This is a genomic window from Clostridium aestuarii (assembly GCF_026735135.1).
GTDB lineage: Bacteria > Bacillota > Clostridia > Clostridiales > Clostridiaceae > Clostridium_H > Clostridium_H aestuarii.
The window spans coordinates 51,571-67,698 of the sequence record NZ_JAPQER010000007.1; the positions used below are offsets into that span (position 1 = coordinate 51,571).

Sequence of the window (16,128 nt, forward strand, 5' to 3'; positions counted from 1 at the left end):
ATTATATAAACGGGGGAATAATCATGAAAAAATATACTAATATACTCAAAGAAAGTTTAAGTTTGACTTGTTTTTTAGGAATACTTAAATTATTAAGTAATCTTCAGACAAATAAAAGTAATTATCTTTATGAAACATTATTTGATATTATAATCTTCTTTTTAGTGATTTTCATTGGGCGTATAATAGTTGTAAATATTAAAAAAATACAAATAAATTATTATAGAGTTTTTAGAAACTACATTAATTCTAAATAATTATAATTTAATTTAAAGAAAATGTGTATTAATAACTATAAATATATTAAAACATAATCATAAATTATAGTGAATTAAAAACGAGGGGTTTTTATGAAGAAAAAACGAAGAGTTTCAAAGAAAATATTTAGTATAATTAAGTTTGCGTGGAATTTTGTTGGTCTTTTTATATCACTAATAATAAAAGATATATATAATTTAAACTTTTGGATATATATGTGTCTCACAGTACCATTTTTAATGATAGGGTTTATTTTGATTAACAAATTTATTGAAGTAAATGAATAATTTAATAAACCATTTTCTTAAATGACGGTATAAAAAGTTAATATTAAAGGCATTTGTTAAGACATAATAGCAAAATATTATAAAGAAAAGTTTATGTTACATATATCTCCTGCTGCTGTGGGAGTTTTTTATGCACTAAAATATGCTTTAGTTCAATTAAAATTTAGTTTAATAACTAAAATTTGATATAATAGGGCTTGTATCAGTTAAATTCCTAAGTGTAACTATTGTCTATAACTAGAAGTTCGAATTGGTGATAAAAGTAGTATAGTAAATTAAACTCACTAAATTTTTTTGATAAGAAGGCGATTTTGTGAAAAAAGGATTATTATTGGGAGCAGGTTTCTCATTTGATTTAGGTATGCCATTAGTAACTGGTTTAACTAAGGATTTCTTTCATTTTTTAAATGAAGAGCGATTAACTAGATTCATAGAATCATGGAAAATGGCCGAGCCTTATGGAGAAGATCATCCAATTGATAAATTAGCTTTAGAACATGTGTATGATTTAGTCCAAAAGTATAGGTGTATTTTATACATTAAATTTCTTCCAAATTATGCTCAAAAACTCTTCCACTTTCTTAACAAAAATTTTTTAGTTAGATATACTTTCAATCCATTTTTGTGTTTCTTTCAACCTGAATGAATTTCCATTCATATTAATCATATAAGATTTATACGTTAACCTATCGGTCATAGCAGCTGTCATTACTGGATCTATAAAAACCGCCCCCCATCTGTCGAAAGACAGGTTAGTTGTTACAATAGTTGATTTTCTACCAGTTCTTAAAGATAAGTTAGTAAAAAGAAGCTCCGCTCCTTCCTTATCGGAAGATATATATCCAAACTCATCTAGTATAACTAAATCATATTTTTCAAACTTATTTTGGTATAATCTAAGTGTCTTATTTGACCTACATTCTTTGAGTTGATTTATAAATAGTGGCACAGTTGTAAATAGTGTTTTATAACCTTCCATGCAAGCTTTTATAGCTAATCCTATGGCTATATGTGTCTTCCCCGTGCCTGGATTTCCTGCTAGAATAACATTCTGTCCATCCTTTATAAAATCAAGTGTTGAACTTTTTTTATACGCATTTCCCTTCTCCCTATTGAAATCGTAATGGTTATACTTTACATACATTATAACCATTACAAAGTAGTACGCAATAATTATTTTTAAAATTTGACAAAAAAAATTAGCCGTTTCAATGGCTTAAGTGCATTTTATATGTCCACAAGTGTCAAAGACCCGTCTACCTCAATCATAAGTGTTTTTTAAAATAAAATCAAATTAAGTTTGCATTAAAAAGACCTATTTTTTAAAGCGATAACGTGATATAATCGTATTATAATAAGTAGTATAAACTAAATTTTGAAAAAATTAACAAGAGAAAATAAAGGAGGAATTAGCTATGAAGGATCTTAAGTCTGTATGTAAAATTGCGGTTGTACAAGCTGCACCCGTTATATTTAACAAGGACGCTTGTTTGGAGAAGTCACTAAAGTTGATAGATGAAGCGGCAGCTAATGGTGCGGAATTTATCGTATTTCCAGAGTTATTTATCCCAGGTTATCCATTTGGGCTTACATTTGGCTTCACTGTAGGAAGCAGGCAGGAAGACGGTAGGGAAGATTGGAAACTCTACTATGACAATTCTATCCTCGTACCTGGCGATGAAACAAAGGCTCTTGGTGCCAAAGCTAAAGAACACGGCATTTATCTAAGTATGGGCGTATCTGAAAGGGTTTTAAATACAGGAACCCTATACAATACAAACCTTATATTTGACCCAAATGGAGAATTATTAAACGTACACAGAAAGCTAAAGCCAACTGGTTCTGAAAGAGTGGTTTGGGGCGATGCAAACAAGGGATACTTCCCAACAGTTGATTCTCCTTGGGGCATGATGGGCGCGCTTATTTGCTGGGAGACTTATATGCCACTTGCAAGGGTTGCGCTATATGAAAAAGGAACATCTCTATACATATCTCCAAATACAAACGACAACCCAGAATGGCAGGCTACAATTCAGCACGTTGCAATAGAGGGAAAATGCTTCTTTATAAACGCAGATATGTACTTTACAAAAGACGATTATCCAGATGATTTACGCAGAAAACATGAACTCGATAACAGAGACCACATACTCTGCAGAGGCGGCTCCTGCATAATCGACCCATATGGTCACTATGTAACACAGCCTGTGTGGGATAAAGAAGAAATAATATACGCAGATTTAGAAATGGATATGGTTCCAATGAGCAGAATGGAATTCGACCCTTGTGGGCACTATGCAAGACCGGATGTACTGAAATTCGAATTCTTAGATATTTAGAGAGAATATTACCTTTCTTCCCTGTCTTTATTCATATAAGTTTCGTAGTTTTTACGAATTTGATAAAGCTCATTCATATCAATTTTAATAGAAGAATACTCGTTCATAAGGGTATTTTTTTTCTTGAAATTCATCAAGTCTAGCGAGAATATCCTTAGATTTTGGTAACTTTTCATAGTCCTTTAAAATCTCATTAGCAGCTGTTTTTTAAAGGGTAAGTTCGGCAGAGTATTCATTATTAAATTTAGTGTCATAAGGATTTGCTTTGTGATGTTTATAATGTTCTCTGTATTTATTGATAGTATGAATATGCTGTATTATACAGAGAGTGTAAAATAATCTGTGTAAACTCCATAAGAATTGATATAATATTCTTATAAAAATGGAGGGTGCACAGATTATGTCTTTTTCAAGAAAAGAACTTATTAAACAATTAATTAAAGAGACAAAACCTACAAGCGCAAAAGATGTTCAACAAACATTAAAAGAATTATTTTCAGACACACTTAAAGAGATGTTAGAAGCGGAGCTTGATGATCATTTAGGCTATTCTAAATATGACTATAAAAACAAAAACACTACAAACAGTAGGAATGGTCGTAGTTCTAAAAAAGTATTATCGGATTTAGGCGAATTTGATTTAACAGTCCCAAGGGATAGAGAAGGATCATTTGAACCGCAGGTTGTAAAGAAAAATCAAACTGATGTTTCAGGAATTGAAGATCAAGTAATTAGTATGTATGCAAAAGGAATGACAACAAGAGACATAGCAACTCACTTAGAAAATATATATAGTTTCCAGGCTTCGCCTACTTTAATATCAGGAATAACAAACAAAATTACTCCTATAGCAAAAGAATGGCAAAACAGACCTTTAGAACCTGTATACCCAATAATATTTATGGATGCTATCCATTATAAAGTTAAACAAGACAATAGAATTATAAACAAGGCTGCTTACGCAGTTATTGGAATAAATTTAGATGGAATGAAAGAAGTTTTAGGTATTTGGATTGGTGGAAATGAAACGTCAAAATATTGGCTTTTAGTGTTAAATGAGCTTAAAAATAGAGGGATTAATGATATCCTTATAGCCTGTGTTGATGGTCTAAATGGATTTGCTGAAGCTATTAAAGCTATTTATCCAAATACTGAAATTCAAAGATGTATAATACATCAAATTAGAAACTCTTCAAAATATGTATCTTATAAAGATTTAAAAAAGTTTAATGCTGACTTAAAATTAGTATATACAGCAACAACAGAAGAAGCTGCTTTAGCTGAGTTAGAAAAATTTGAACAAAAATGGGGAGATAAATATCTTATTGCTATTCGCTCATGGAAAACTAATTGGGAAGAATTAGCCACTTTCTTTAAATATCCTCCAGAGATAAGAAAAATAATATATACTACAAATGCTATGGAGAGTTATAATAGACAATTAAGAAAGGTTACTAAGACTAGAAGTATTTTTCCTTCTGATGATGCTTTACTTAAAATGCTGTATTTAGCAACAATGGACATAAGTAAAAAATGGACTCAATCAATACGAGGATGGGCTCAAATACTAGCTCAATTATCTATATATTTTGACGATAGAATTGATAATTTAATATTTTAAAAAACAGTACTACTTAATAATGAATTATCATACCATCTTGTTGTAAAAATATTAAAAAAATTAAAATAACTAGGTATTAGCATAATAATACTCTTACCTAGTTATTCTTAAATATATTAATTCTAAAATTTTTATGGAAGTTTACACAAAATTCTTGACAGACTCATAAGAAGTCCATATATGAACTACCTTATTTTATGAAATTATAACTGTTTTCTTTGGTTTATTTCCTTTTGAATTTTCTTCAATGCTTTTTTAGATCCTCTTTCAATATCCCTATCTAGTTTTCTTTCTTTATAACTTACAAACAAACTATTTAAATCATAATCCTTTGGATATAATTCTGCAGCCTTTAAAGAAAGCTCTATTCTTTTTGCATTTACTTCTATAAATTCATTGTTATATAAGACTTTTACATTATTAAATTTGTCTACAGGCTTATATATTATCCCAAAATCATCTTTATCTAATAATTTTACTTTATCTCCTACCTGATAAACGGGAATTTCCTTTTCTTCTTTATATACTTTGGCAGATGACTCTATTTTACTTCTTTTAACTAAATCAAAATTATAGTTTTTATCATCCATATATTCTTTTGCTTTTTTTAATACCTTGTCTTTTATGCCCATTTTTTTAGAAATAAACAACGCATTACTATCTTGAGATATTCCTATGGTTAGCTTATATAGTGGCTGTAATGTATCTTTATCAAACATCATACCTGAATTTTCAAATTCTGGATGATATGTTGCATACTTCTTGAGTTCTCCATAATGGGTAGATGCTAGGGTTATACATCCCATTTTATACATTTCTTCAAGAATAGCTATAGCAAGTGCAGCCCCTTCATTTGGTTCAGTTCCACTACCAATCTCATCTAGTATCAATAGGGTAGAATTATTAGATGAACTTATTATTTGTGCAATGTTTTTTATATGTGAAGAAAAGGTACTAAGGGCATTTTCTATACTTTGATTATCCCCTATGTCAACAAATATATTTTCAAATACATTCATTACAGTTTCTTCACTTGCACATATGTCAAATCCACATTGAACCATTAACGACAACAAGCCTACAGTTTTTAACGCAACGGTTTTTCCTCCTGCATTAGGTCCTGTAATTAGCAAGCTTCTATAATTCTTTCCTATTTCTAAATTTAGTGGTACAACATGCCCTTTTAAAAGAGGATGTTTTCCATCAACGATTTTTATATATCCTCTATCATTTATTTTAGGTGTAATTCCATTTGTATTTTGGCTATATTTAGCTTTTGCAAAAACCATGTCATACTCTGCTAGTATTTCTATGTTTAATTTAATATTTGTTATTTTTTCAAATATAAGCTCCGTTAAATAAGATAATATCTTATTTTCTTCTATAGATTCTTCACTTTTTAAACAAATCATCTCCATGCTAAACTTTGATACATTATTAGGTTCTATAAATACAGTATTTCCTTTTGATGATGTGTCTAATATAACTCCACTCACTTTGTTTTTGTAGGATGCTTTTATTGGAATTACATATCTATCCTCTCTTTTACTTATTACAAAATCTTGAATATACTGTTTGTTTCCACTAGCTGTTAAAAATTTATTTAGTCTTTCTTTTATTTTAGTTTTAGTTACTTCTATATTTCTTCTTATTTTCTTTAGTTCTTTACTAGCTTGCGAATCCACCTTACTTCCTCTTATACAGTGGTCTATTTCACTTTCTATATTTTCACAGGGTGTTATATTTGCAGCATATGCACTTAAAGTAGGTGCATAAAATTCTTTATCAGACATAAAAGACTTTATTTTTCTACTTCCTCTTAAAAAATCTTGTATTTTTATAAGTTCATATGGATCTAATATCATACCCTTTTCAATCTTATCAATAAGTGTATTTACATTAGATAACCCACCAAGAGGTATGTGGTTACTATTTTCTATTATCTTTTTAGCTTCTTTGTTTTCAGCTAATCTTCGTTTAACTACTTTCTTATTTCCACTAGGATTTAGCTTATCTATTAAGTCTTTTCCAAGTGAACTTGCACAATACCCTTTTACTAATTCCTTTACTTCATCTAGTTGTAGTTTTTGAAATGTACATTTATTCATTGATTTCATCCCTCCAAAAAAATAAAGGCTATAGGTAAACAGAGTACACCTATAGCCTTATATTATTTCATTTTTTATACTATTTTTTTGCATAAAAAAGCCGTGCAAAGCACGGCATTAATAGCAAATTATAGATATAAAGAGTCCCTTAAAGTAAAACCTATCAAGGGCATGTTTTATAAGATTAGCTATCCGTGTTCTTAACATAATTACATCTTAAACGCACAACAAATAGACCCAAGAATAACGGGCTTTTCAAACTTTTAAGATGTTTATTAAATTCATTTAGTTAAGAACAACTACACTCACAAAACAACCTCCTATTTATATTACCTACATTATATATCAACAAATTGAATAACGCAATATTTTATTAAAATTCTACCGTCATTTATTATATTGATTTTGAAAATAAATCATCAAATAAACAAACTTAAAAATCGTGTTAAACTATAGTAAATCCAATATATAGATATATTCCTAACTTTTTTTGAATTAAAAGTATGTTGAGAATATATAGTTGTTATTATGTTTTTTATACCTAATAAGGTTTAATATGGTATAATTTTGAGAGAGTGTTGTTACATAGTTTAAAGAAATCACAAATTTATAGGGGGTGATAGTTATGAGTAAAAATAGACCTTTTATAATAACATTTATTGGAGATATATCTTTTTTAAGTGCATTACTATCAATATTATTATCAATAGCATCATTATTATCTCCAGGTTTTTTAGAACGCCATAATTTTTCTACTATACCATTACCTATTTTTTCACATCATATAATGCAGATATTATTGTATATAATTTTACTAATAGCATCTTATGGCTTTTTAAAACTTAAAATATGGGGTTATTGGCTAATGATAACTTATAATACATTTTTCCTATTAGTAAATATTATTTGGGGTCTACAAAATAAACAACCATTTATTTCTACAAACGTTATGATGACATTTATAGAATTAATATTTATTTTACCAACAAAAAAATACTTTTATGAAGAGAATTTTCCTTCATAATATGGTGTATTACACTAGATATGTACTGAAAGGATATTACCTATGGGCAAAAATAGATTTATAGTGAAACTAAATAATAAATGGGTCATTATAGATTATAAAGATAATATAATAAAAGAGGTAACATATGATATAATTATTATGAATTACTATAATTATTAAAGAGGTAATTAATATGATAAAAAGAAGATTAATGATAATGTTATCAGCAATATTACTATTAGGTGCACCAACTGCACAAGCAAAGGTTACGAATTATATTGTAAAAAATAATACAAATTACACATATAATGTTCAGAAATTAGGACAAAGCTATTTAGACTATACAGAGGGTGCAGAAGCTAAGTTATATAATGAGTACGTTAAAAATGTAAAAGAGGGGACTGTGCTAGCTTTTCAAGACGATACAGGGAAATATGTTAGTTACACTGATATAGTTAATGCCTTCTTAGCTGCAAGCGAAAGTGGACAAACCTTTAATTTATCAGAATTTCTAAAAACAGCTAAAACAATGCAAATAAATGGAGTAAATACAGAAAAACCTAAGGAAATCAAAGAAGAAACCACTAATTCTAAAATACCTACAGAATTTGATTCTGACAGTTGGTTTGTTGATAATTCTAAACTTTATACTGCAGTAGATTTTGCTACTACAAAATATGAAGAGGATACTATTTGTATAGATTATAATAAATCATTAGGAGCTCTTGAAAATATAACTATATTAGACCCAATTAAAATTGAAATACCTGTTTTAGAGTCAGGTTATCGTACTTTTACTGTAACATTTCCTAAGGAAATGAAAAAAGAAGACTTTATCTTAAACAAAACTATGAAGTCTGTATACGCAACTAATAAAACAGATTGTCATGAATTTCCTGAAGTAATGTCTGTTAACGGTAATACAGTAACTTTCCAAATTAACTTTAATGGTGTAATTGATTCAATGTATATATTCTTTTATGGTATAAGGGATATGAAACCACTGGTGTTACCTCTATCAAAAACAAATAGTAAGTGGGTTGAATATTATAGATATTTACCTATAACAAATATTGTAGATATAACTAAAAAATACTATCCAGAAGCAACAGGATTAAAATATAAGTATTCTTCCGTTGGTTATAAGGATTTAAAACATTTGGAAGCAATAAAAGATTTATTGTCTGCAGAAGAATATAGCATATTAGAAACAGTAAGAACTAAAATAGATAGGTATAATCTTTTAACAAGATATCTAGTAGATACTAATAATTTATTGAAACGAGTAACAATTTATGATGAATTCGATTTAGATAATAATACTATACAAATATTCTGTAGGGGTAGAGATATGGACATATGGGTATATACTAAAGGTTCAAAAAAATATTATGCATCCAGAATACCTAAAACAGGTTGGAGTTATGATATAAAAATAGGGGATATAAGACTTAATGATTAAATTAATGCTATTTGGCACTAAGATTGACTTAGTACCAAATAGCATTATTACTATACATTCCCATTCTTTTCAAAAAAACCTCAATCATTAAATAGAGTCTATTACATCACATCTATTAAGTATTAATTTTTTTATTCCTTCTCTATACCACTTAGGACAATTAAACCAATTTATATTGTTTAATTTTAATCTTAAAACTTTAGTAAAACTTTTATATCTTGATTTATTTTGTTCTATAACGTATTTTGCAAGTTCTCTGTTTTCTAATACAAAGCTTGGATGCGATTCTGAATATTCCACTAAATCCTTATTAAAATCATACTCCATAGCATTAGACATTAAAGAATATCCTTGATCAAATAATGGAGCAAAAGATAAAAGCTCTTGTGTATTATTATCTATAATAAATCCAAAATTTCCAAGGTGTCTATCCCTATTTTCTATAATATAATCAAAAACTATCATATCTAAAAAATCTTGTCTAAATTCTTTTGGAATCCATTCTATAATATTTGCAAATCCCCATTTCTTTCTATTAGGTTCTATACTTTCTAAAAAATATCTAATAGGCAAATAACCGTTATCCTTACTTGTAAAAATCTCGCATACTGAACAATTTTGATTGTGCCATTTATCTGTCCAATAAGGGATACAATTAAGTTCTAATAGCTTTCCTAGCTCACTTGATATACCTTCTGCAAAATGTTCTTTATCTAAGTTAGCTGCTCCTATATTACCTCTTTTATATAATAAAAGTTTATTGTCTATTTTTCTCCATGCTTTATTCATAACTCCTTGTGTTGTAAGCTCTGGTGATGAAACTTTAGGAGTATTTACTGTACCACCTAAACTGGTATTATTACCGAAAAAAGTTACAAGTCCTAGAGCTTCCTCAAATTTATTATCATATAAATTATATTTAGTCCAACATAAATCTAATGGATACATATCTTTACTATCTAATGGTTTTATCCAATAACTATCATTTAAGCTAAATCCATTATTTAATTTAAGATAATCAAGAGCAGTTGGTTTCTTTTGAAATTGTAAAGATTGAATTAATTTTTCTAAATGATTTCTATTAGCAGGAATTACTCTACTTTTAAACCAATCTTTTAGTCCTCCAACTTCATGTTTTAAAATATATGGAATTAAATCTTTATTGAGTAGTTTTATTGTTGGATAATCTCCATTTATATTTAATTTGTCACTAAAAATCAAAACCGGTATATCTTTATTCATAATGTAAAATTCACTCAAATATTTTCACATCCTTTCTAAAACATTGAATAACTGCTGATATATAGTCAATTATATCATAAAAAAATTTACATATTATATCTTTAGCAATGAAAACATAAGATAAATAGTGCCTGACACCACTTGTCTAGTATGTTTTTATATAACTAATAAGGTTTAATATGGTATAATTGGGTGTGATTTATTATTAAATCTGAGGTGATAGAAAAAATTTAATTGTTAATTTTGATGGTTTATATATATGATTATGTATCACAACCTAAAATGGGGGGAAATAAATGATAAACTTAAAAATATTAAGAAATACATTAATAGCAACATTATCGATATTTATGATAGGATGTTCTTCACCAAATAAAGCATCTAATAATATTGGGGATAGTAAAGATCATAAAATATATGGTACACGAAAAATAGAGGTTAAAGAAGGATTTACGAATGAAAAAGACTTAAAACAAAGCGCTTTCAATTCGGTTGATGAAATTAATAGTAAAGACTATGAAAAATATGAAATTTACTATTTTTTTAATTCAGACTTAAATAATCTCTATAATAAAGATAATAAGTCATTTATAGCGAAATATCTTTGTGATGAAGGTTATTGTAGTTTTTATAAAGATGATAAAGGAAACTGGACATTATCAGAGTATAAATTAAAAAATTTGACTTTTGAAAACCAAGAGGAGTTAGATGTATTTATAGCTGCTAATAAAGTTATTAAAAATACTTTAGAAAGTGAAAAAATAAATAATTTATCTGAATTAAGCACACAAAATAAAAACTATGTATTAGAGAGAGTTTGGGAGCGACAAGGAAATGATGTTAATAGTATGACGGATAAAGACAGAGATGATTTAAAACTTAAGTTAAGTAGCTTTTTTTCAGGTTTTTAAGAAGAGTTGGCTGAATTTAATGTATAACACATGTTGGAGGAGGAAAGTATTATGGTTTTCACAAAGCAAATTATTGCTAAGATTTTAATACTTTGTATTTTAGGGGTAGGTTACTCCAATGAGTTAAATCAAGGTAATAATACATCTAATCCAACTAAAATGGATGAATTATTAAGTCAAGGAAAATACACTTATTCTACTGAAATAGATAAAAAATATGTTGCAATTATGGTGTATGATGCTGAAAAAACAACAGTTAAAGAATATGAATTTAAAAATAATGGATCAGTAGATATAACTGTTCCAAATAATAAAGATTTCATAATATCACTTCATGCTAATCGAACTATTCTTTATACTTGGAATATAAAAAATAATATTTGTAACGGAATAGTACAATTTGTTAAAAGATCTTGGATAGATATCCCTCTTCCTAAAGTCGAAGAGGGAATGTGTGGAATGGATTATTCTAGACAAAATTTCTATTTTAAATGTATAAAAAATGGTAATCAGAAAATTGTTATGAGATATGAACATCAAGAAGAACAAAGAGACGAATTTTTTGAAGTTAATTTCAATATAATGGTTAAGTGAGTAAACCTATATAATTTAATAATTTTCAGTTAACTAAAAAACAGCCCTGAAGCTAATACATTGTACTATATTAGCTTCAGGGCTGTGACTATATCTTAATGCTCTTTTTTCCTTAACATAAATAAACCACCAATTATTAACATTACTGGTATAAAATATTGAGTTATCCCTTCTTTTATTTGATAATAAACATAACTTCCTGCAAAAAACTTATTTACAATTCCCAATACACCTAACGTTATAATTATATATGCAATAATTGTCATATTTTTCTTATCTAATTGTATTGGCTGCTTTTTCTTGAAATTCATACTATCAAACTCACTTGAGTTATTAACAGCATTTGAATTATTTGACATATATTTTTCAAAGAAGAAATCTGAATCCATAACAATTTCTCCATTATCCATTCTATGAGCTATATTATAGGTATCAAAAAATAGATAAAACCAAAGTATAAATTGAATTAAATTTCCAATTCCTCCAAGTCCAATAATACTTAATATATCTTCTAAAAGAAAGAATATAACACATGCTTGAATTCCTTTCTTCATAAGTCCTAAATACATATATCCTATACCGGGTATACAAGCTGTTACAAAAGTTAGAAATCTACTTCTTCTATTCAAACTAATCACTCCTTAAATAAATTTTTATCATTAATAATGTCTAAGTTATAGTTGTATTTGGATTCTATTAACATCGTTTTACTTTTAATAAAACATTTAGTTTCAACAATTTTATATTTTAAACCAGTATTAACAACGATTAGCATCATTAATCCAGCCATTATTAAGCTTAATGCTGTTGAGTTATTGGTTTTAAAATTAAACAATAGTGATACTCTATTTGAACTTGAATGTACTTTAGATTCACTTTCACATTTTATATTGTGAATTTTATTCATAAGTCTTTCATTGTAATCAGGAGAGGGTTCAATATCTTCCTTTGAATTAAATATTAAATTATCAATATCATCCCATTTTTCTTGCATAGGTCGCATCCTCCTTTTTCAGTTCATTCTTCAGCTTTTTCTTAGCTCTATAAATCTTACCTTCTACAGCTCTAGGAGTTATATTTAAAATTTCACCAATCTCTTTCTGACTAAAACCTATATAATAATATAACACAACTACTAATCTTAAATCCTTAGAAAGTTTTTTAATACACTGCCTTACAAAAATCTTTTCATCTAAATCTACTGGTTCTTCAGCTTTTTGTATATGAAACATATCTGTTAAAAAACCTTTTAGGCTTTTTTTTCTCTTATAATCCAGGCATTTTGATACAGTTATCTTATAAATGTAGGTTGATAATGAACAATTACCTCTAAATTTATCTATGCTTTTATAAAGTGATGTAAAAACTTCTTGAGATAAATCCTCAGCTTCATAATAATCCTCAATATATGAATAGCATAAAGCAAGAACTTTTTTCTTATAGGAATTTACTACTTCAATAAAACATTCCTCATCTTTTTGTTTTAACCTCTCTATAATACTTTTTTCATCATTCAACTCAATCACTCCTGAGTGTCAATCTCCACAACACCATTACTCATATCGATTTCTATGTTTCCTTCACCATTTCCTACAGTTTCTTTAATCCCTGAATTTATTCTCTTATCACTATTTAGGCTACAAACTCCCATATTCACGTCAGCATTAATAGCTACATTTTCATCTTCTGTATCTATACTTACCTTTCCATTACTCATATCGATATTTATATCTTTGCAAAGCTTATTACTAATTTCAACATTACCATTAGAAAGTTTTATATCTGTTTTTTGTACGTCTCCTTCTAATTTAACATTGGCATTATTTGCATCTATATCAATATTAAATTTTAAATCCTCATCCAAAGATTTAACATTCAAATTACTTCCATCAATCTCCACATCCAGTTCATTTGGGATATACATAATTATTTTTTCGCCTTTAACATAACTCTCATTAAAAGAAATTTTATATCCGTCATACTCTTCTTTGGCGTCAATTTCGTATTTTTCAATATCACTTTTTTTATCTACATAAACTGAAGTTTCTAATTTAATATTATCATCATCTGACTTCTTTATTTTTATATCTGCATTTGTAATATCCAGCAGTATTTTGTTCCCATGAGGCTTTAAAGTTTTATTAGATTTAATTTCTTTGTTATTATTATGAAAGTTGATTGTAAATCCATCTTTAAAAGAAATTCCTGTTTTAAATTCTTTGGTTACTTGATTAACAATTCCATCAACATTAACTTTACTACTAATGCTCATAAAACCATTAACTGCTAAAAATATAATTACTACAGGTATTATTAAATAATTTATCCTTACCTTTTCATTTTCCTTACTGCTTTTCATAATTAAGAGCATTTCAATCCCTAGTATTATAAAAATCACAGGCCAAAACTTAAAGATTGACTTTCCTAAGATAGGATTATTTTCATAAATAATCATCCATATTCCTAGAAAAATTAATGCAGCTGATGACGTTATTGTACCAATTTTTCTCATTATCTTTTCCTCCTAAATTAAAGCTTAAAATAATAATTACTCAATATAGTTTCTTAGTAACTAAAATACCCCCATGTCATATATTTGCTTTACAATAATATAGACGTATATAAACTTTAATATCCCACGATAAAAATAACAATAACATTATAAAATATAAGTTATTGTTATTTTTCATAATAATTATCTAATTACATCTCAAATCAAAGCCAGCAGGATACCCATCATCAAAAATTTCAATTTTAAAAATCAAGTTTCCTAATTTATCTCTTTGATTTAATATTTCAACAGTTACTTTCACATCATCTTTATCAATATTTTTATCTGCTGTTGGCACTGAAGCTGATTTATAATATGCCAATATATAATTTTTACTTAATTTAGTAGATAACATCATAGACGCTCTATAATCACAATGATTTCCATTACATACTAAAAGACCTACTTCTTTATCTTTAGATAAAATTTTTGTGTTTTTAGGTAAAGGATGGGTATATAAATTATTAGCAAAAGTGCTCAATTTATTATTATGAACTATTGTTGGTAATACAAAAGGTAATACTATTAATCCTATTAATAAAACAAATATAAAAATTATTAGTGTTAACTCTTTTAGTGATTTGATTGATATTCTAATTTAGATCATCTCTTTCTGTTTGTAAATTTTGATTCTAGATATTTTTGTAATTATAAAATAAAATCCATGATAAAGTATACCATATGATTGTTTTTATATAGCTCATGGTATGTAAATATTTATATAAAAACTATAATGAGGAACTTTTAAATACAAATTAAGGGACGAGGGAAACGAAAGGATTGAAAAATAGATTTTATTATAGACACAGTATTTCAGGTGTTTTTTGCGTTTTTGGGGATAGTTGGACTGTATGTATTCTGAAAATAGGTAGTCCATTTTCGGACTACCTATTAAAATTTTATTATATCTGATTATTAGTATATTGGTTTAACAAATTCCCAGTAAATTAATTCACTATCTCTATTAATTTCTTTCAATCTAGCCTTTTCTAATATTCGAGCAGAAGGCTTATTGCTAATCAAACACTCTGCTTTAATAACTTTAACACTTTCTTGAAAACTTAACCAATCCATAATAGCATTTAAAGATTCAGAACCGAAACCTTTTCCTCTTTCATGTTCTACTAATCCAAATCCAACTTCAACTTCACCTTTTTCATTAGGTTTTCCATGAAAGCCTATATCACCAATTACTTTCATATTGTCTTTGTTTACAATCATCCAAGTTTCAAATCCACTTGGTATCTTATTCTTTTCTAATGAATTATTTATAATAGGTAAAATATCCATTGTATCTTCTGTAGGCCATTTTTTATCTAGTTTAATTCCAAGTTTCTCAACTTCTTTATTACTTCCATCTATTAAAGATTTAGTTATTTCCAATGTTACAGGTACTAACATTAACCTGTCTGTGTGTATGTTTCTTAAATTCATTTTATTTTCCACCTTTCAATATTAAAAAATAACTTACTAAAAATAAAGGTGGATCAATACCTGTAAATTTAACTTAGGTAGTAAACCACCTTATAGATTTTCCATTTATAAAACTTTTCATAAAACCAACTCCTATCATTACTAACTATAAAAGGACATACTTATAAATTGTCCATCCTTTATATGAATTGTATTATATAACCAATTAGATGTAAATAGTTTGTATTGAAACTTTAGTATCAAAGATTGTTCTTTTTTATTCCAATTTTTGTGAACAGTTAGCTACTTTACAAAAACTGAAACAACTTTTGCTGC

At 27.4% G+C, this 16,128-nt stretch carries 18 protein-coding genes; 9 read left to right on the forward strand and 9 right to left on the reverse strand.

Going from position 1 to position 16,128, the window contains the following annotated elements; translation table 11 throughout:
• Positions 1-23: 23 nt before the first annotated feature.
• The 3 genes from OW763_RS13990 to OW763_RS14000 all read left to right on the forward strand — a co-directional run bounded on the left by OW763_RS13990 (position 24) and on the right by OW763_RS14000 (position 1,191).
• A complete protein-coding gene (locus OW763_RS13990; protein ID WP_268041765.1) occupies positions 24-257 on the forward strand; it encodes a hypothetical protein in 234 nt (77 codons plus the stop codon).
• Between the two features lie 93 nt (positions 258-350).
• Entirely contained in the window at positions 351-545 is a 195-nt protein-coding gene (locus OW763_RS13995; protein WP_268041767.1) for a hypothetical protein, read from the forward strand.
• Positions 546-858: 313 nt separating this feature from the next.
• Positions 859-1,191 carry a hypothetical protein gene (locus OW763_RS14000; RefSeq protein WP_268041769.1) on the forward strand — a complete coding sequence of 111 codons (333 nt, stop codon included), beginning with the start codon at positions 859-861 and terminating at the stop codon, positions 1,189-1,191.
• Here OW763_RS14000 and OW763_RS14005 read toward each other — a convergent pair.
• Entirely contained in the window at positions 1,141-1,689 is a 549-nt protein-coding gene (locus OW763_RS14005; protein WP_272507471.1) for an ATP-binding protein, read from the reverse strand. The two genes, OW763_RS14000 and OW763_RS14005, sit on opposite strands and share 51 nt — an antisense overlap.
• A 271-nt stretch (positions 1,690-1,960) precedes the next feature.
• Here OW763_RS14005 and OW763_RS14010 point away from each other — a divergent pair, with 271 nt between their 5' ends.
• Positions 1,961-2,884, forward strand: coding sequence for a carbon-nitrogen hydrolase family protein (locus OW763_RS14010; RefSeq protein ID WP_268041771.1), 924 nt, complete (start codon positions 1,961-1,963; stop codon positions 2,882-2,884).
• A 400-nt stretch (positions 2,885-3,284) separates the two neighbouring features.
• Complete coding sequence (locus OW763_RS14015) at positions 3,285-4,505, forward strand: IS256 family transposase (protein ID WP_268041772.1); 1,221 nt, start codon at positions 3,285-3,287, stop codon at positions 4,503-4,505.
• Positions 4,506-4,708: 203 nt separating this feature from the next.
• Here OW763_RS14015 and OW763_RS14020 read toward each other — a convergent pair whose 3' ends face one another.
• Complete coding sequence (locus OW763_RS14020; RefSeq protein ID WP_268041774.1) at positions 4,709-6,613, reverse strand: endonuclease MutS2; 1,905 nt, start codon at positions 6,611-6,613, stop codon at positions 4,709-4,711.
• A 625-nt stretch (positions 6,614-7,238) separates the two neighbouring features.
• On the opposite strand from OW763_RS14020, the gene OW763_RS14025 reads away from it, so the two are divergent.
• Entirely contained in the window at positions 7,239-7,637 is a 399-nt protein-coding gene (locus tag OW763_RS14025; protein WP_268041776.1) for a hypothetical protein, read from the forward strand.
• Between the two features lie 175 nt (positions 7,638-7,812).
• Positions 7,813-9,081: a hypothetical protein gene (locus OW763_RS14030; protein WP_268041778.1), complete on the forward strand. Its 1,269-nt coding sequence runs from the start codon at positions 7,813-7,815 to the stop codon at positions 9,079-9,081.
• An 87-nt stretch (positions 9,082-9,168) separates the two neighbouring features.
• Here the strand turns inward: OW763_RS14030 and OW763_RS14035 are convergent, their stop codons facing one another.
• Complete coding sequence (locus OW763_RS14035) at positions 9,169-10,341, reverse strand: HipA domain-containing protein (protein WP_268041780.1); 1,173 nt, start codon at positions 10,339-10,341, stop codon at positions 9,169-9,171.
• A gap of 278 nt (positions 10,342-10,619) precedes the next feature.
• Between OW763_RS14035 and OW763_RS14040 the strand changes: the two genes are divergently transcribed.
• Complete coding sequence (locus OW763_RS14040; protein ID WP_268041782.1) at positions 10,620-11,234, forward strand: hypothetical protein; 615 nt, start codon at positions 10,620-10,622, stop codon at positions 11,232-11,234.
• A 51-nt stretch (positions 11,235-11,285) separates the two neighbouring features.
• Positions 11,286-11,828 (forward strand): protease inhibitor I42 family protein, encoded by a 543-nt coding sequence (locus OW763_RS14045; RefSeq protein ID WP_268041784.1) that lies wholly within the window; start codon positions 11,286-11,288, stop codon positions 11,826-11,828.
• A gap of 95 nt (positions 11,829-11,923) precedes the next feature.
• Here OW763_RS14045 and OW763_RS14050 read toward each other — a convergent pair whose 3' ends face one another.
• From OW763_RS14050 to OW763_RS14075, 6 genes are all read right to left on the reverse strand, one after another.
• Positions 11,924-12,457, reverse strand: coding sequence for a hypothetical protein (locus OW763_RS14050; protein WP_268041786.1), 534 nt, complete (start codon positions 12,455-12,457; stop codon positions 11,924-11,926).
• Positions 12,458-12,462: 5 nt separating this feature from the next.
• Positions 12,463-12,822, reverse strand: coding sequence for a hypothetical protein (locus tag OW763_RS14055; RefSeq protein WP_268041788.1), 360 nt, complete (start codon positions 12,820-12,822; stop codon positions 12,463-12,465).
• On the reverse strand, positions 12,803-13,345 hold the full coding sequence (locus OW763_RS14060; protein WP_268041790.1) for an RNA polymerase sigma factor: 543 nt from the start codon (positions 13,343-13,345) through the stop codon (positions 12,803-12,805). The genes OW763_RS14055 and OW763_RS14060 overlap by 20 nt, the downstream gene beginning before the upstream one ends.
• Before the next feature lie 5 nt (positions 13,346-13,350).
• Complete coding sequence (locus tag OW763_RS14065) at positions 13,351-14,340, reverse strand: DUF4097 family beta strand repeat-containing protein (RefSeq protein ID WP_268041792.1); 990 nt, start codon at positions 14,338-14,340, stop codon at positions 13,351-13,353.
• A gap of 187 nt (positions 14,341-14,527) precedes the next feature.
• Complete coding sequence (locus OW763_RS14070) at positions 14,528-14,860, reverse strand: hypothetical protein (protein ID WP_268041794.1); 333 nt, start codon at positions 14,858-14,860, stop codon at positions 14,528-14,530.
• A gap of 434 nt (positions 14,861-15,294) precedes the next feature.
• A complete protein-coding gene (locus OW763_RS14075) occupies positions 15,295-15,813 on the reverse strand; it encodes a GNAT family N-acetyltransferase (protein WP_268041796.1) in 519 nt (172 codons plus the stop codon).
• Positions 15,814-16,128 lie beyond the last annotated feature (315 nt).